15 protein-coding genes and 1 pseudogene are annotated in these 16,424 nt (G+C 55.7%); 14 read left to right on the top strand and 2 right to left on the bottom strand.

From position 1 onward, the window contains the following. Positions 1-247 precede the first annotated feature (247 nt). From ACR0DY_RS19555 to pdeM, 14 genes are all read left to right on the top strand, one after another. Positions 248-475, top strand: a complete 228-nt coding sequence (locus tag ACR0DY_RS19555) for a hypothetical protein (RefSeq protein ID WP_480484371.1) — start codon at positions 248-250, stop codon at positions 473-475. Positions 476-767: 292 nt separating this feature from the next. Then, on the top strand, positions 768-1,646 hold the full coding sequence (gene cpaB, locus ACR0DY_RS19550) for a Flp pilus assembly protein CpaB (protein ID WP_480488502.1): 879 nt from the start codon (positions 768-770) through the stop codon (positions 1,644-1,646). Positions 1,647-1,839: 193 nt separating this feature from the next. Further along, entirely contained in the window at positions 1,840-3,213 is a 1,374-nt protein-coding gene (locus tag ACR0DY_RS19545; RefSeq protein WP_480484369.1) for a type II and III secretion system protein family protein, read from the top strand. Positions 3,214-3,230: 17 nt separating this feature from the next. Next, positions 3,231-3,854, top strand: coding sequence for an OmpA family protein (locus ACR0DY_RS19540; RefSeq protein ID WP_480484368.1), 624 nt, complete (start codon positions 3,231-3,233; stop codon positions 3,852-3,854). 221 nt (positions 3,855-4,075) lie between these two features. Continuing rightward, the gene (locus ACR0DY_RS19535) at positions 4,076-5,311 is read left to right on the top strand and encodes a CpaE/TadZ family protein (protein ID WP_480484367.1); all 1,236 of its coding nucleotides are present in this window, start codon (positions 4,076-4,078) and stop codon (positions 5,309-5,311) included. A gap of 23 nt (positions 5,312-5,334) precedes the next feature. Then, positions 5,335-6,780 carry a TadA family conjugal transfer-associated ATPase gene (locus ACR0DY_RS19530; protein ID WP_267363024.1) on the top strand — a complete coding sequence of 482 codons (1,446 nt, stop codon included), beginning with the start codon at positions 5,335-5,337 and terminating at the stop codon, positions 6,778-6,780. Positions 6,781-6,791: 11 nt separating this feature from the next. Further along, on the top strand, positions 6,792-7,760 hold the full coding sequence (locus tag ACR0DY_RS19525; RefSeq protein ID WP_480546443.1) for a type II secretion system F family protein: 969 nt from the start codon (positions 6,792-6,794) through the stop codon (positions 7,758-7,760). 10 nt (positions 7,761-7,770) lie between these two features. Continuing rightward, complete coding sequence (locus ACR0DY_RS19520) at positions 7,771-8,751, top strand: type II secretion system F family protein (RefSeq protein ID WP_480488508.1); 981 nt, start codon at positions 7,771-7,773, stop codon at positions 8,749-8,751. A gap of 9 nt (positions 8,752-8,760) precedes the next feature. Further along, on the top strand, positions 8,761-9,345 hold the full coding sequence (locus ACR0DY_RS19515; RefSeq protein WP_480484364.1) for a tetratricopeptide repeat protein: 585 nt from the start codon (positions 8,761-8,763) through the stop codon (positions 9,343-9,345). A 30-nt stretch (positions 9,346-9,375) separates the two neighbouring features. After that, a complete protein-coding gene (locus ACR0DY_RS19510; RefSeq protein WP_267363020.1) occupies positions 9,376-10,227 on the top strand; it encodes a tetratricopeptide repeat protein in 852 nt (283 codons plus the stop codon). A 3-nt stretch (positions 10,228-10,230) separates the two neighbouring features. Next, positions 10,231-10,776, top strand: a complete 546-nt coding sequence (locus ACR0DY_RS19505) for a prepilin peptidase (protein WP_480484363.1) — start codon at positions 10,231-10,233, stop codon at positions 10,774-10,776. A gap of 117 nt (positions 10,777-10,893) precedes the next feature. Then, positions 10,894-12,201: an ATPase gene (locus tag ACR0DY_RS19500; RefSeq protein WP_209505546.1), complete on the top strand. Its 1,308-nt coding sequence runs from the start codon at positions 10,894-10,896 to the stop codon at positions 12,199-12,201. Positions 12,202-12,241: 40 nt separating this feature from the next. Then, entirely contained in the window at positions 12,242-14,653 is a 2,412-nt protein-coding gene (locus ACR0DY_RS19495; protein WP_480484362.1) for a ligase-associated DNA damage response DEXH box helicase, read from the top strand. A 40-nt stretch (positions 14,654-14,693) separates the two neighbouring features. After that, the gene (gene pdeM / locus ACR0DY_RS19490) at positions 14,694-15,356 is read left to right on the top strand and encodes a ligase-associated DNA damage response endonuclease PdeM (protein ID WP_480546448.1); all 663 of its coding nucleotides are present in this window, start codon (positions 14,694-14,696) and stop codon (positions 15,354-15,356) included. A gap of 2 nt (positions 15,357-15,358) precedes the next feature. Here the strand turns inward: pdeM and ACR0DY_RS19485 are convergent, their stop codons facing one another. After that, on the bottom strand, positions 15,359-15,910 hold the full coding sequence (locus ACR0DY_RS19485; protein WP_480546450.1) for a LytTR family DNA-binding domain-containing protein: 552 nt from the start codon (positions 15,908-15,910) through the stop codon (positions 15,359-15,361). Between the two features lie 414 nt (positions 15,911-16,324). Beyond that, positions 16,325-16,424 (bottom strand): annotated as a pseudogene (locus ACR0DY_RS19480) (bifunctional methylenetetrahydrofolate dehydrogenase/methenyltetrahydrofolate cyclohydrolase); the annotation flags it as partial.

The raw sequence follows: 16,424 nt of genomic DNA, 5'->3' as shown, positions 1-16,424 counted from the left end.
GACAGTTTCGTGATATTGTCCTGCGCCTTGTCGATGGCGGCCAGACGTTCCTGCAGCTGCTTCAGTGATGTCGCCGTCGGTTTTGACGAACCGTGCAGGTCTTTGCGCACAAAAGAGCCCGTGAAAAAGTTTGCAATCTTGGATATTTCCACCGAAATCAACTTTTGGCCTGATTTCCGCCATCCGAACGAACCACTGTTAGGCGACGTTACAGGAAACACTGAATTGTCGTATTGGAGATAAGTAGATGCTAAAGTTCCTTAATCGGTTCAAATCGGACGAAGCAGGAGCGGTGACCGTTGACTGGGTGGTTTTGACCGCAGTGCTCATCGGTCTGTCAAGCGCGACCTACCTTGTCATCAGATCAAGTGTTGATGGTATCGGCGGTAACATCAACCAAGCCATGAGTTCCTCTGTTGTCAGTACCGGCTCGAACACCGCTCCCGGTGGCCTTGTAACAGCGGGAACCAACTGACCCACAGCGAGTTTTCACATTCACCAGCTTTCCTGAGCTTGTTGGTGAACGTGTCGGGCAAATAATCGCGGCGACCTTTTTGGGCGCGGCGTTTGTTTCGTTGTTCTTCGTCTGGCCTGCCGCAGGGAGATGACAGCAGTCGTTTTGCGGAATTGTGCGAAAGCTGACGCAGAATCTAACAAGCAGACATTTTTGTCCCACATTTCGACACAATTTACATTTAACACTTGGGCTGTTTCAAAGTGGCCCTTTGGCCGCTTAGTATCCGACTAAATAAGAAAGAGGTGCATGTATGCGAGCGGTATTCGGACTTGTCCTGATTGTCGGCGTTGCTCTGGCTGGGGGCGCCGTTTACATGGCGCGCAACTATATTGCGGCTTATCAAAGCGAACTGGCACGGCAGAAACAAGCGGCAGAAGAAGCGCTGGCCAATGCCAAAGTCGATGTCATCCCGACGGTAACTGTTTACGTTTCAAATCGTCCTCTGAAATACGGTGAACGCCTGACGCAAGAAGACATTCGCGCTGTAGACTGGCCGGAAAACGCGATTCCCGAAGGTACGTTCTCTGATCTCACTGCCTTGTTTCCCGAAAGTGGCGCCAATGAGCGTTATATTCTGAGGACCATGGAAAAAGACGAGGCGATTATGGAGGTCAAGATCACACGGCCAGGCGAATCGGCCGGGCTGACCTCTCGTCTTGAAAAAGGTATGCGCGCCTTTGCGATCAGCGTGGACGTGGCCTCTGGTGTTTCAGGCTTCCTGCGCCCCGGCGACAATGTCGACATCTACTGGACCGGGTCAAGCGGGACGGTAGAAGGGAATTCTGGCGGCATCACCAAACTGATCGAAACCAACGTTCAGCTGATCGCCGTCGACCAGACCGCTGGTTCGGACGTCGCAAGCGCAACGATTGCACGCACAGTCACGGTCGCAGCCACGCCGGAACAAGTCGCAGCACTCGCGCAGGCCCAGAACACCGGGCGGCTGTCACTGGCCCTTGTTGGGGTACAGGATGACTCTGTTGCGTCGGCAATCGAGGTGGATCAGCGCAAACTGCTTGGAATAACGGCAGCCGCTCCGGAACCGAAGGAAGAGGTTGAACAGGTCTGCACGACGCGCATCCGACGCGGTGGAGAGATTGTCAACGTGCCTATCCCCTGTACAAATTGACGCCAATTCAGAGTGTTACAAGATCGGAGCCGCATCTCAGATGCGGCTCTTTTCTTGTTGTTGTTGCCAATTCTCCACATAAGGAAAATTCCAGAAACCATTGATTATTGCAATAAATTCGGATTTCGCGCAGTCTCTTTGCACATAGGGCATAAGACCCAAAAAACGAGGCGTGATCGGAGAGGCAGGTCACATGACAATACGTTCCTGGATCAGCGCAACCCTGCTGGGGTTGTCGCTTGTTATGAGCCCGGTCGGCGATGCCGCCTGGGCTGAAACCCTTCGCGTGGTGAAAAAGGGCACAGTGGAAACGCTGGAAGTTCCGATGAATCGCGCGATTGTTGTGGAAAGCGAACAACCGTTTGCAGAGCTCAGCATTGCCAACGCAGGCATTGCAGATATCTCTTCGCTTTCGGATCGCACAATCTATGTTTTGGGCAAGGCCCCTGGCCTGACCACGCTAACACTGTTTGATGGCGCAGGAAATCTGCTTGCCAACGTACGTGTCCGGGTCTCGCCCGATGTAACCGAATTTAAAGAGCGTCTGCGTCAGATCCTGCCAAGTGAGCAGATTGAAGTGCGCACCGCCAATGATGGCATCGTACTCTCCGGCACGGTTTCAAGCGCCGCCAAACTGGCCCGCGCACTTGAATTGGCTGAACGCTACGCGCCCGAACGTGTATCGAACCTGATGTCTGTAGGTGGCGTGCAGCAAGTGATGCTGAAAGTACGCTTTGCCGAGATGAATCGCTCAGTCGCAAAAGAGCTTTCTTCAACACTTTCAGTTGCGGGCACTGATTTTCTCGGTGGCTTCAATCCGCAGAACCTTGTTCCCCCTATCACCGTGGAAAATGGTACGTTGTTGTTTGGCTTCGGGGTCGGATCAGCTCAGGTCAACTTGCTGCTGCAAGCCCTCGAGTCGAAGGGCCTTGTTCGCAACCTTGCCGAACCAAACCTTTCGGCCCTGTCCGGACAGGAAGCAACGTTCCTGGCTGGCGGTGAGGTTCCGATTCCAGTGCCGCAAGACGACGGTGTCGTGGCAATCGAGTACAAAGCCTTCGGTGTGAATATGAACTTCATCCCGCGGGTTGTGGACGGCGACCTGATCAATCTGGAAATGGGCACCTCGGTTTCGAGCATCGACACCAGCACGAACTTCACGATCAATGGAGACACCGTTCCCAGCTTTATCGTGCGGGAAGCCAAGACCACTGTAGAGTTGCGCGACGGGGAAAGCTTTGCCATCGCAGGGCTGCTTCAGGACAACTTTGTTGACCAGGTCAACCAAGTGCCGTGGCTGGGAGATGTGCCGGTTCTGGGGGCCTTGTTCCGCAGCGCTGACTATCAGCGCGAACAAAGTGAACTTGTCGTCATCATAACGGCGCATCTGGTGACGCCGACGCGTGGCGAGGCGCTAGCCCTTCCCACCGATCGTGTCAAACCACCCAGCGAATTTGACCTGTTCGCGAATGGTCGGGTTGCTCGTACACAGCGTCCCGGAGCCGGCGGAGCATCCGAAGTTGCCAAACAGAATTTTGGCAGCTCGTACGGCTACGTCCTAGATTGATCAGGAGGATAGGACCAATGCAGAAGTGGATCATCACACTGGGTCTTACGGTCGCCGTTGCCGCATGTACGCGCGAGGTCGGATATGAGATCGATGCCGGAACCTTTGGAAACGCGACATTGAACAATATCCAGGTTCAAAACGGCGAGTTGACCTACGCTCAGATTCTTGGGCGCAGATTTGCCGCGGATGTGCCCAGCCAAGTGAACTTTGCCTTCAACAGTTCGCAACTGGACGCATCAGCGCAAAGCATACTGTTGCAGCAGGCTGACTGGATCAAACAGTTCCCCGAAGCCAGGTTCCGGGTTTACGGACACACAGATGCCGTAGGATCAACCAGTTACAACAAGAGCCTTGGTCTACGCCGCGCGCAGGCAGTAGTCGCATTCCTTGAACGGCAAGGAATCTCTCGTTCACGTCTTGAAGCCGTTGTATCCTTTGGAAAAACGCAGCCGTTGATCGCGACACCGAATCGGGATCGCCGCAACCGCCGGACGGTAACGGAAGTTTCTGGCTTTGTTGATCGTCACCCGCAGCTGCTGGACGGCAAATACGCCAACATCATCTATCGCGAATACGTTGAAAGTGCGACGTGGAAGAGCGTGATCGAAGATGTATCAACAACAGATACGGCCAACTAGTGCCGCTGGCATTGGTGGATAATACAAGCAGAATGGGCGACATCGTCGCCCATTTCCCTACAATTGGTTCTTTTGCGCCCAATTCTTGCCCAACTTCAAAGTAACATTGTGAAAAATAGGGTGACCTGCGGCCAAATTTGACCGTATTGGGGCGACAGCACATCAATCTGGCGGAATTCGTTCATATGACATGCTGAGCCCTCACGACGAGGATAGTGTTTATGACCAGCGCAACGCCGCAAGACGAAAATTCTGCAATCCTGGCCTGCACCATAAGCCGGGATGTCCAGAATTTCGACCTTCTGATTGAAGACATGGAAACCATTCTGGGCGAGCGCTGGGGCGACCTGGGCTTTGCCGAAGCGCTGGCCTTTTTTAGCCAACCAGAAGCCGAAGCGCTTGAATTCGTTGCATTGGCAATCGACGGGGAAGATGAAGACAACCTGTCATTGATGGGTGAAATCATCACAAGGGCCAAGGAAAAGAAGATCAAGGTCGTCTTGATCGCCGAGGACGTCACACCTGCTTCGCTCCACCAACTGCTGCGCAAGGGTGCGGACGAGTTTGTCCCCTACCCGCTTCCGGAAGGTGAATTGCAGGAAGCGGTAGAACGCATGAAGCAGCCCGATCCGGTTGTCATGGCGCAAGCCGCAGCTGTTCCATTGGCAAATGGCGAATCAAAGGAAGGCGCGTTGTTCGTCGTTCAGGGACTTGCTGGTGGCGTGGGATCCACGACTTTGGCGGTAAACCTGGCCTGGGAACTGGCCTGTGCCTCGGACAAGGATGCCCCGTCTGTCTGTCTGATCGATCTGGATCTGCAATACGGCACGGTTTCAACCTATCTGGACCTGGCACGCCGCGAGACGGTGTTCGAAATGCTGTCGGATACGGATTCGATGGACAGCGAGGTTTTCTCACAAGCTCTTCAAACTTATGAAGAAAAACTGCAGGTTCTGACTGCACCATCCGACATGGTGCCATTGGACCTGATTACCCCCGAAGACATCCAGCGCGTGATTGACGTGGCGCGCACGCATTTCGACTATGTGGTTGTGGATATGCCTAAAACGCTGGTCTTGTGGTCGGAAACGGTCTTGCAAGCGGCGCATGTATATTTTGCAATGATCGAGCTTGATATGCGCTCGGCTCAGAACGCCCTGCGCCTCAAGCGCGCGTTGCAGGCCGAAGAACTGCCCTTCAACAAGCTGCGCTTTGCGCTGAACCGGGCCCCAAAATTCACCGACCTGAATGGAAAAAGCCGCGTGAAACGTATGGGGGAAAGCCTTGGCATCTCTATTGATCTGCTGCTGCCTGATGGGGGCAAACCTGTCATGCAAAGTGGCGACCATGGTTTGCCGCTGGCCAATTCAGCCGCCAAGAACCCGCTTCGCCGGGAAATCGCGAAGCTCGCCAAATCACTTCACAGCCTTGGCAGCAGCAGCGCTGAAGCTGCGTAACATCATCCCAAGGGGGGATCGCCGTGTTTTCAAGATATAAAAAACAGCCAGCAGCGCAGCCCGTCAAAGCGGCAGCGCAGCCGGTCGAAACGGCGGCACCTGCCGCACAAGCTGCCCCCAGCCCCGCTGCAACGGCCGTCGTACGCAAACCTCAGAAAAAAACGGCCGAGGTTGCCGGGGCAGATCGTGATCGAAAACGCAAAGAGCGGCTGAGTGAGATCAAGATCGAACTTCACCGCGAGTTGCTGGAGAACCTGAACCTGGCAGCTTTGGAAACTGCCGCCGAAGCGGAGCTACGAGCCGAAATCAGCGCAATCGCCAGCGAAGTTCTGGAAACCAGGAACATCGTTCTGAATCGCGACGACCGATCGCAGCTGAACAAAGAACTTTATGACGAAGTAACAGGCCTTGGCCCGCTTGAGACGCTTCTGCAGGACGATACGGTCAACGATATTCTGGTCAACGGACCGCATCAGATTTTCGTCGAACGTGCCGGTAAGCTGGAAATCAGCGACATCACCTTCAAGGATGAAAAGCACCTGATGCGGATCATCGATAAGATCGTGTCCGCGGTAGGCCGTCGTGTCGATGAATCCAACCCCTATGTTGACGCCCGACTGGCCGATGGATCGCGATTCAACGCCATGGTGCCCCCTATCGCGGTTGATGGGTCTCTGGTTTCGATTCGTAAATTCAAAAAAGACAAGCTGGGTATCGATGATCTGGTCAATTTTGGTGCGTTCACCGAGGAAATGGCTGCCTATTTGCAAGCTGCCGTGTCGACCCGACTGAACGTTATCGTGTCGGGCGGTACCGGTTCCGGTAAAACGACTACGCTCAACGCTCTGTCCAGCTTTATCGACGATGCCGAACGCATCCTGACCATCGAGGATACAGCGGAACTTCAGCTGCAACAGACGCATGTGGGCCGGATGGAAAGCCGACCGCCCAACGTGGAAGGCAAAGGTGAGGTCAGTCCGCGCGACTGTCTGAAGAACGCCTTGCGTATGCGACCTGACCGCATCATCGTCGGCGAGACACGCGGCGCCGAGGTGATCGATATGTTGCAGGCCATGAACACTGGCCACGACGGTTCGATGACCACGATCCACGCGAACTCGGCCCGGGATGGGATTTCACGTCTGGAAAACATGATCGCGATGGCCGGCATCGAAATGCCCATTAAGGCCGTCCGCAGCCAGATCGCAAGCGCTGTGAACCTGATCGTTCAGGCCAGCCGATTGCAGGACGGTTCGCGCCGCATGACCTCGATCACCGAGATTACCGGTATGGAAGGTGACGTGATTTCAATGCAAGAAATCTTTCGTTTTCAACGTGTTGGCCTGACACCTGACAACAAGATCATCGGTCACTTTACGGCAACTGGTGTGCGCAGCCACTATTCGGAACGCTTCCGTCTGTGGGGGTTTGATCTGCCCGCATCCATCTACGACCCAACCACAATGTAGGAGAACCGGGTATGCAATTGCCTATGGAGGCGATCATCTATGTCGCCATCTTTGTGGGGGTTCTTGCCCTGGTCGAGGGCATCTATCTGGTTGCGTTCGGCAAATCCATCAGCCTGAACAGCCGGGTCAACCGGCGTCTGGACATGCTGGAAAAGGGTGCCGGGCGCGAACAGGTTCTGGAGCAGCTGCGCAAGGAAATGCAGCAGCACATGAAATCACAGAGCATTCCTCTGTATTCGCTGCTTGCTGACAAGGCTCAAAAAGCCGCGATTGCGTTTTCACCCCGTCAGCTGATCATGATCATGGCTCTGGTCTCGGCCATGGCATTTGTCGGTCTGAGCATTGGTACCGCGACGGATACGGCGCTGCGCATCGTGATTTCAATCGCCATCGGTATTGGCGGTGTTTACGCGTGGGTAAACCACAAGGCCAAGAAACGTATGGGCATGATCGAAGAGCAACTGCCTGACGCGGTTGAGCTGATGGTGCGTTCGCTTCGTGTGGGTAATCCTTTCGTTTCGACAATTCAGGTTGTTTCCAACGAAGTTCAGGATCCGCTGGGAACCGAGTTTGGTATTATCGCGGATGAATGCGCCTATGGACGCGATGTGGGCGAGGCGCTCAAAGATATGGCCGAACGTCTGGACATGCAGGATCTTCGGTTCCTCGCGGTTGCTGTGGGTATTCAGCAGCAGTCCGGTGGTAACCTGGCTGAAATTCTGGCTGGATTGGCACAGGTGATCCGCGCGCGGTTCCGCCTGTTCCGGCGCGTCAAGGCGATCACGGCCGAAGCCCAATGGTCAGGTAAGTTCCTGTCTGGCTTCCCAATTGCGTGTCTGATTTTCATCCTGGTCAAGGATCCGGGGTATTATGACGAAGTGTTGGATCACCCCTGGTTCATCCCTGCGTGTTTCGTTGTCGGCATTTTGCTGACACTGAACCTGATCGTCATGAAGATCATCACCAACATCAAGGTCTGAGGGCAGCACAATGGAATTTCTGACCAACATCAATGACCTGCTGACCCAACACCTGGGTGAGTTCGGCCCCCTTATCGTAGTGGGTGTACTTGGCCTGATCATGGTTCTTGTCGCCGTCTCACTGATTATGAGCCAGCCGGAAGATCCTCTGAAAAAGCTTCAGCGGTCGAATGCAGCCCCACGGGCAACGAAAAAAAGCAAGAAAGAGCAACTGCGTAACTCCAGCCGCAATGAGCAGCTTGAGAAATTCGCGACTTTCCTGGAGCCGAAAAACGAAGAAGAGTATTCGGCGGTTGAGCTGAAGCTGCGTCAGGCGGGATACCGGTCAAAAGATGCGGTCCGGTTCTTTCACTTTGCGCAGTTTTCGCTTGGTATCATTGGTATCGTTGTCGGTGTTCTGCTGATTACGGTCCTGTCAAACGGTCAGGAATTCACCGGCCAGCAGATGATGATCCGGGTATTCGTGCCAGCCGCAATCGGTTATTTCGCGCCGAAATACTGGATCACGCGCCGGGTCGAAGCACGCAAAGAGGCGATTACCGCAGGTTTTCCGGATACGCTTGACCTGATGCTGGTCTGCGTTGAGGCCGGGCAGTCACTGGACCAGGCCATCGTGCGCGTGTCCGGTGAAATGAAATCCTCCTACCCAGATATTGCTCAGGAATTCGAAACCGTCGCACACGAGATGAAAGCCGGTAAGGACAAAGACACTGTTTTGCGCGATTTCGGAGTGCGCTGCGGCGTACAGGACGTGAACTCATTCGTCACTGTGATGATCCAGTCGGCGACTTTCGGTACATCCATTGCCGAGGCATTGCGGGTTTACGCCGCTGAAATGCGCGACAAACGCGTGATGCGGGCCGAAGAGGCTGCGAACAAGTTGCCTACCAAGATGACTCTTGTCACAATGATGCTGACAGTTCCGCCACTGCTGATCATTCTGGTCGGCCCGTCGGCGAACGTCATTTCGACTTTCGGACGTGCAGGATGATAAAACCCTATGAAAGCTGAATTTTGGTGCTTCCCATCCGGGTTTCGCCGAATACTTAAGGCCACCGTGGTTTGCGCCATGGTGGCTTCTTGCACAGAAGGCCTGTCACCTAACGGCCTGGATGCGCCGGGAGTTGATCTCAGGGGACAAGCAGAAGACAATATCGAGGTTGGAAACCGGCTGATGGCTGCCGGTGAATACGAACTGGCGCTTGAGACCTTTACCCGTGCCGCGTTGGATCAGGGCATGACGACACAGGTCCTGACTTCTCTGGGTACCGCCAATCTTGGGTTGCGGCGTTTAGGGCAGGCCGAAGAACTGCTGCGCCGCGCCGTGGAAGACGATCCGGATTGGCCTGTTGCATGGAATAATCTGGGCGTTCTGCTGATGGAGAAACAGGAATACCCCGAAGCGGCGCAGGTCTTTCAACGGGCTTACGCGCTGGACAATGGCGAAAGTGACGCAATCCGCGACAATCTGCGCTTAGCACTCGCAAAAATGGAAAATCCTGTTAATAATATCCCGCAAGAACAACAAGAATTTACACTGGAGCAGCTTGGCGACGGGCAATTCGCGCTACGCAAAATCCAGTAATCGAGGCAAGAGCAGTAAAGGACGCAAAAAATGCGCCAGCAATTCTTGATTCCGGCAGTTATTGTCAGCGGTCTGATCCTTTCGGCCTGTGCAAAGGAAACCGAAGAGGAAAAGGTGGAACGAACGTTTCAGGAAGTGAACGTCATTGACGAAACCAACCTGAACGATGTGTTGTTGAGTGCCGCCGACCCGAATGAGGCGGTGACTTATTTTCACGGTGCCACACTCAAGAACCCTGATCGCATCGACCTTCAGCGCGGATTGGCAATATCCTTGGGACGCGCAAAACGCACTACCGAAGCGGCAGCAGCGTGGAAGCGCGTGACGACAATGAAGGGTACGAACGCTGCGGACAAGGTCGAGTATGCCGATGCGCTGGTGCGAAATGGCGACTGGTCTCAGGCCAAAACCGTTCTGGATTCGGTTCCCCCAACGTTCGAAACCTTCAAACGCTACCGTCTTGAGGCGGTGGTCGCGGATTCCCGGAAAGAGTGGAAGCGGGCTGATCATTTCTATGAAACGGCCGTTGGGTTGACCACCCGCCCGGGCAGCGTGATGAACAATTGGGGGTATTCGAAACTAACCCGCGGCCAGTATGCCGAGGCCGAACGCCTGTTTACCGACGCAGTCCGTCAGGACAGCTCTTTGTTCACTGCCAAGAACAATCTGGTGCTGGCCCGGTCAGCGCAGGGCAATTATAGCCTTCCCGTGGTGCCGATGACCCAGGTTGAACGGGCGCTACTGCTGAATACGATGGGTATTTCCGCCGTCAAACAAGGCGACGTGGAAACCGCGAAAAACCTGTTCCGCGAGGCTATTGCCACTCATCCGCAGCATTTCGATGAAGCGGTTCGCTCGCTTCGTGCGCTTGAAGAGGCCTGACACATGCAAATCCCCGCTACGGCGGCGGCATGGTTCCTGCCCTTCGTACTGCCGATCTGCTTTTACGTGGCCTTCACGGATATGCGTGAGATGCGGATCAAAAACCATGCAGTTGTTGCGCTGGCGTTGATTTTTGTCGTGGTCGGGCTGGTTGCCATCCCGCCCTGGTCCACCGGCGCGGTCAGCGGTCATCTGTTGCTGATCAATGTGTCGATGCCGATCTATTTCTGGCACCTTCTGCATATCCCCGTGGTGTTGATTTTCGGCATTCTTCTGAACGCGTCAGGAGCAATGGGCGCGGGTGACGCGAAGTTTCTTGCCGCGTCCGCGCCATTTGTCTGGCTTGGCGATCTAAAGCTCGTGCTTCTTATTCTGACCGCCTGTATTCTGGCTGCCGTGGTCACGCACCGTTTGGCGAAAATCACAAGGTTGCGCACCATAGCGCCACATTGGGAAAGCTGGGATCGGGGCAAACAGTTCCCCATGGGTTTCGCACTGGGTGGCTCGTTGGCCATGTATCTGATTCTGGGTACTGTTCTCGGTTCGTAAACTATCATCAGCGCGCCTTGCCGCTGCCTTTGTCCCGCCACAAAGCTGGGTCACTTTTCCTTCAAGTCGCCCTTATTCGGGCAGTTGGCGTTACAATTTGACGAACGAGCACCGCGCATGAATATGCAGACTTCCTCTGTTATGGCCCCCCCTGCCCCGAAGGGGTTAGGCGAAATGAAGCTTCCGCTGGTGATGATGCGGGATATTTTGCTGAAGACCATATTTCGCAAGAATGCGAGCACAGTGTCAGAAGTTTCTGCGGCCATATGTCTGCCCGGTGCTGTCACGCAGGAACTGATCGATATCGCGCGCGAACAAAAATTGCTTGAGGCTACGGGGACGCTGAACGCCAACAGTGGCAACGAGATGGGATATCAGCTGACTGATGCCGGCAAGGCCCGCGCACTGGATGCCCTCAGCCAGTCCGAGTATTTCGGTGCGATGCCCGTGCCGCTGGATGTCTATCGCGAGCAGGTCAAGCGCCAGTCGATCCGCAACATTCAGGTCACGCGCGACCAGTTGACCAATGCCATGGGCCATCTGGTTCTACCCGACAGCTTGCTGGATCATCTGGGCCCGGCGGTCAGTGCAGGCCGGTCGATCCTGATGTATGGCCCGCCGGGCAACGGTAAATCGTCCATCTCGAACGGCATTCGCGATGCGTTGGGGGACAATGTCTATGTACCCTATGCCATCGAATATGCGGGGCAGGTGATCACAGTCTACGACCCGATCGTGCATACCGCGATCGAGCAGGAGGCCGACGACCCGAACAGCCTGCGCCGACGCAAGCGGTTCGACTCACGCTATGTACAGTGCGAACGCCCGACCGTGGTCACCGGCGGTGAACTGTCGCTTAGTATGCTGGACCTGGTCTACAACCCCACGGCAAGAACCTATCAGGCACCGCTGCAGCTGAAATCCACCGGCGGCATCTTTATCGTGGACGACCTTGGCCGTCAGGCCGAACCGCCGCAGGCGCTGGTCAACCGCTGGATTGTTCCACTGGAAGAAAACAAGGATATCCTGGGCCTGCAATCGGGTGAGAAATTCGAAGTTCCGTTTGATACGCTGGTCATTTTCTCGACCAACTTCCACCCGAACGAGATCTTTGACCAAGCGGCCCTGCGCCGGATCTTCTTCAAGATCAAGATCGACGGCCCGAATCAGGAAAACTTCCTGAAGATTTTCGCCATGGTTGCGCGCAAACGCGGGATGCCGCTGGATGAGGCGGCGCTGGTGCATCTGCTGAAGGTCAAGTACCCGACCATCAACAATATCTACGCCAACTATCAACCGATCTTCCTGATCGACCAGATGATCTCGATCTGCGAGTTCGAAGGCATCCCCTATCAGATGAGCCCGGAACTGATCGACCGGGCCTGGGCCAACATGTTCGTCAAAGACGAGAAAATCGTCAAATAACGCCGTGCCATTACCACTCCGGGGCGGGTAGTCTGCGTTCATGACGCAGATTCCCGCACGGATTGCCACTTGGTTTTCCACCAAAGGCTGGTCCATCCACCCGCATCAGCAAGAGATGTTCGACCGCGCATGCAGCCCGGCGACACTGTTGATTGCGCCCACCGGTGGCGGCAAGACCATGGCCGGATTTCTGCCGTCGCTGGCTGAACTTGCGGATGCTGATCACAATGGATTGCACACAATCTATGTCTCGCCGCTCAAGGCGCTGGCAGCGGATATCAAACGTAACCTGCGCACCCCGGTGGATGAGATCGGTCTGCCTATTCGGATCGAGGATCGCACCGGTGATACCTCAGCCACGCAAAAGAAACGCCAAAGGGTCGATCCGCCCCACATCCTGCTGACCACACCGGAAAGTCTGGCGCTGCTGACCTCGTACGAGGATGCGCCGCGTATGTTTGAAGGGGTGCAGCGGATCATCGTTGATGAAATCCACGCACTGGCTGAAAGCAAGCGAGGGGATCAGCTGATGCTGGCGCTGGCACGTCTGCAACGCCTCAATCCCGATCTGCGCCGCGTCGGGTTATCGGCGACAGTGGAAGATCCTGTTGCGATTGCCCGCTTTCTGGCCCGCCGTCCTGATCCCTGCCAGATTGTACAGGCCGACCCCGGCCCGGACCCGGATATCCGAATGCTGGAAACGCCACAGATGCCACCCTGGTCTGGTGGTGGCGCGGCTTATGCCATCCCAGCTGTGCTGGAGCAGATCAAGCACCACAAGACCACGTTGATCTTTCACAATACGCGCGCCCAGGCCGAGATATTCTTTCACAATCTTTGGCTGGCCAATGATGACGGTCTGCCCATCGGTATCCATCACGGCAGTCTGGACCGACAACAGCGCGAGCGGGTCGAGGCGGCGATGGTTCGGGGGGACTTACGCGCCATCGTCTGCACCGGTTCGCTGGATCTGGGCATCGATTGGGGGGATGTCGATCTGGTGATCCAGATCGGCGCGCCAAAGAATGTCAAAAGGCTGGTGCAAAGGATCGGACGGGCCAACCACCGCTATAACGCACCTTCCAAGGCGCTTTTGGTGCCTGCCAATCGCTTCGAAGTGGTCGAATGCGTCGCCGCGCTAGAGGCCGCCAAAGCCCATGAATTAGATGGGGAACCCCGCGGTCGCGGCCCGCGCGATGTTTTGTGCCAGCATATCCTGATTGCCGCCTGCGCCGGGCCGTTTAACGCAGATGATCTATATGCCGAGATGACATCCGCCGGGCCTTACGCTCAGCTGAAGCGGGCAGAGTTTGACGCCTGCCTGAATTTCTGCGCCACCGGCGGCTATGCTCTGCAAGCCTATGATCGCTGGCAAAGGTTGCAGCAGCGTACCGACGGGCAATGGCAGTTGCGCGACCCACGCGCCGCGTCGCGCATTCGTATGAATCTAGGCACTATTCAGGACACGGATACGCTCAAAGTTCGTCTGAAACGTAACCGGGGCGGCAAACCTCTGGGTGAGGTTGAAGAAGCATTCGCTGCCTCGCTGACGCCCGGCGACACCTTCCTGATCGGCGGGCAAATCGTGCGGTATGAGGGACTGCGCGAGATGGTGGTCGAAGTCACGCGGCGTGCTGACCGAAAGCCAAAGATTGCGACCTTTTCGGGCACGAAATTCGCAACCTCAACGCAACTCAGCGACCGCATCCTGAACATGTTCGCCCAACAGGGCTGGCCACAGCTTCCCCCTCATACGTCTGAATGGCTGGATTTGCAGCGCCAGATGTCCCGCCTGCCCCAGCGTGATCGGCTGCTGATCGAGAGCTTTCCCAGCGACGGGCGTGAACATCTGTGCGTCTACGGATTCGCTGGGCGCAACGCGCAACAAACACTGGGCCTGCTGCTGACCAAACGGATGGAGGAAACCGGTTTGGCCCCGCTGGGGTTTGTCGCCACGGACTATGCCACGTTGATCTGGGGTCTGGACGCGGTTACCGATCCCCGCCCATTGCTTCAACCCGATGCCCTGCGCGACGGGCTCGACACCTGGCTGGCAGGCAACGCCGTTATGAAGCGCACGTTTCGTGCATCGGCCACCATTGCCGGTCTGATCGAACGCAACATGGCAGGGCAGCGCAAAAGCGGGCGGCAGGCTACGTTTTCGTCGGACATCCTGTATGACACCTTACTTAAATACGATCCCGATCACCTATTGATGCAGATCACCCGCGAAGAAGCCATGCGTGGGCTTGTCGATTTCGGTCGGATCGAAACAATGCTGGCCCGAATTGGAGACAGGATTGATCTGGTGCGGCTCGAGCGTGTCTCGCCCCTGTCAGCGCCACTGTTTCTGGAGGTTGGCAAAGTGCCGGTGAAAGGCAGTGCCGAAGAAAGGCTTCTGGCGGAAGAAAGCGCGCGGCTGCTGCAAGCGGCGGGGTTGGAACAGCTTTGATCTGCTTGCGTCGGGCCCTGAAACAGGCCAAGAACGTAACATGAACGAACTTGAGTTTCCCTTTGTGGGTCAGCGCCTGTGTGCTTTGCCGTCCGGTGCGCTTTGGTGGCCAGACGAAAGCTTGCTGTGCGTGTCGGACTTGCATCTGGGTAAATCCGAGCGCGTCGCGCGGCGTGGTGGGCCTTCGCTTCCGCCTTATGACAGCCGTGAAACGCTGGACCGCCTGAAAGATGACCTGGGGCAAACGAAGGCCAAAACCATTGTATGTCTGGGCGACAGCTTCGATGATCTTGAAGCTGCCCGGGCGCTGCCAAAATCAGAAATGCTGAGGATCGCGACCTTACAGTCCGGACGTCAGTGGATCTGGATTGAGGGGAACCACGATCCCGGTCCTATTGAGCTGGGGGGAACCCATCTGTTCGAATGGCACCGTGGCCCGCTTGTTTTCCGTCATATCGCGCAGGATCCCGCGCGAGGAGAAGTTTCCGGCCATTACCATCCAAAAGTCCGGATCAGGGTCAAGGGACGTCATATTTCACGCCCCGCTTTTCTGCTGAATGATCATCGCATGATACTTCCGGCCTATGGCGCTTTTACCGGGGGGCTTCGCAGCTCTGATCAAGTGCTGTCGGCACTGATGGGATCGCAGGCGATGGCGATCCTCACAGGTCCGCGTCCATACATGTTGCCAATGCCGCAATAGGTTCAGATCAGGCCATCCATTTCCAGCATCGGTTTGTATTTCCGGCTGACCGGAACCAGATCACCATTGATCAATTTCAGATAGGTTTTACTGCCTTCCCTTTCGACACTTACAATGGATGCGTCGGTGACCCAATGCGAACGGTGCGAGCAATGACCCGGGACAGGCTCCATTTCGGCAATCGCATCTGTGAAACGCGACCGGAGCGTGAAGGTGCCTTCTGAGGTGACAACATCCACGTTGTGATCCCGAACGGTCAAGCGATAGATCTGCCCGTTGAATCTGGGTGGCAAGCGTTTGACAAGTCGTGGTTTTTCAAGATCAGATTCAGTAATTGCCGCGGCATTCAGATCGTTGCGCTGTACAAGCATCAAGCCTGTCGCGAACAAAGCGCCATAAACCACAACCCTCTCGGCGTCCGGCGCCATATATCCACCACAGGTGAAAAGAATCCAGGCCAACATCCAAAGTAAAGGCGTGAACAATGCCAAGGTCAAAGAAACAAATGCCAGATCCCTCGCCGGAACATTCAGGAAAACGGAGTTCTTCCGCATCAGCTTTCTGGCAAGCCCAGTCACCGTCAAAGCAAGGACCATCACTCCGGCCCAGAATACAAGCCGCAGTCCAAATGACAGGTCAGAATCAAGGAAGGGTGGAAACGCATATGCAAGTAAAGGAAGAAAGACCAAACCCGCCACCACACGCTGCGGTGAAAATGCCTTCAGGATTATACTTATTTTAGACGTCATACCGCTTTTGTGCATGAATTAGCATAGCTCACCCCGAATGTGTCAAACACAATAGTGCCTTCACCTGTAACCAGCTGGGATTACAGGGATATCACGATTTGTTCGGCTGTCAAACCCATTCAGGGTGCTTTGCCCATGCAGTCAGGGGGCGATTTGGCTGGAGCTTTGCCTGCCAAAAAAGGGGGCCGGTCCGAAGGGTCCGATCCGGCCCCGCGTGTATCAGGCGGTCAGGCCTTCTGGTTCGGGGAGTTTGTTTGCGCGGCAGCAGGCGGTGAGGGTGTTGGCCAGCAGGCAGGCGATGGTCATGGGGCCGACGCCG

This window comes from Ruegeria sp. O6 (genome assembly GCF_056535045.1).
This window is presented reverse-complemented; position numbering and strand designations above follow the sequence as displayed.

Coding starts and splice junctions, on each gene's coding strand:
- ACR0DY_RS19535 (WP_480484367.1), top strand. CDS start 4,076: ATGACCAGCGCAACGCCGCAAGACGAAAATTCTGCAATCCTGGCCTGC.
- pdeM (WP_480546448.1), top strand. CDS start 14,694: ATGAACGAACTTGAGTTTCCCTTTGTGGGTCAGCGCCTGTGTGCTTTG.
- ACR0DY_RS19555 (WP_480484371.1), top strand. CDS start 248: ATGCTAAAGTTCCTTAATCGGTTCAAATCGGACGAAGCAGGAGCGGTG.
- ACR0DY_RS19505 (WP_480484363.1), top strand. CDS start 10,231: ATGCAAATCCCCGCTACGGCGGCGGCATGGTTCCTGCCCTTCGTACTG.
- ACR0DY_RS19520 (WP_480488508.1), top strand. CDS start 7,771: ATGGAATTTCTGACCAACATCAATGACCTGCTGACCCAACACCTGGGT.
- ACR0DY_RS19515 (WP_480484364.1), top strand. CDS start 8,761: ATGAAAGCTGAATTTTGGTGCTTCCCATCCGGGTTTCGCCGAATACTT.
- ACR0DY_RS19510 (WP_267363020.1), top strand. CDS start 9,376: ATGCGCCAGCAATTCTTGATTCCGGCAGTTATTGTCAGCGGTCTGATC.
- ACR0DY_RS19500 (WP_209505546.1), top strand. CDS start 10,894: ATGAATATGCAGACTTCCTCTGTTATGGCCCCCCCTGCCCCGAAGGGG.
- ACR0DY_RS19525 (WP_480546443.1), top strand. CDS start 6,792: ATGCAATTGCCTATGGAGGCGATCATCTATGTCGCCATCTTTGTGGGG.
- ACR0DY_RS19540 (WP_480484368.1), top strand. CDS start 3,231: ATGCAGAAGTGGATCATCACACTGGGTCTTACGGTCGCCGTTGCCGCA.
- ACR0DY_RS19495 (WP_480484362.1), top strand. CDS start 12,242: ATGACGCAGATTCCCGCACGGATTGCCACTTGGTTTTCCACCAAAGGC.
- cpaB (WP_480488502.1), top strand. CDS start 768: ATGCGAGCGGTATTCGGACTTGTCCTGATTGTCGGCGTTGCTCTGGCT.
- ACR0DY_RS19485 (WP_480546450.1), bottom strand. CDS start 15,910: ATGCGGAAGAACTCCGTTTTCCTGAATGTTCCGGCGAGGGATCTGGCA.
- ACR0DY_RS19545 (WP_480484369.1), top strand. CDS start 1,840: ATGACAATACGTTCCTGGATCAGCGCAACCCTGCTGGGGTTGTCGCTT.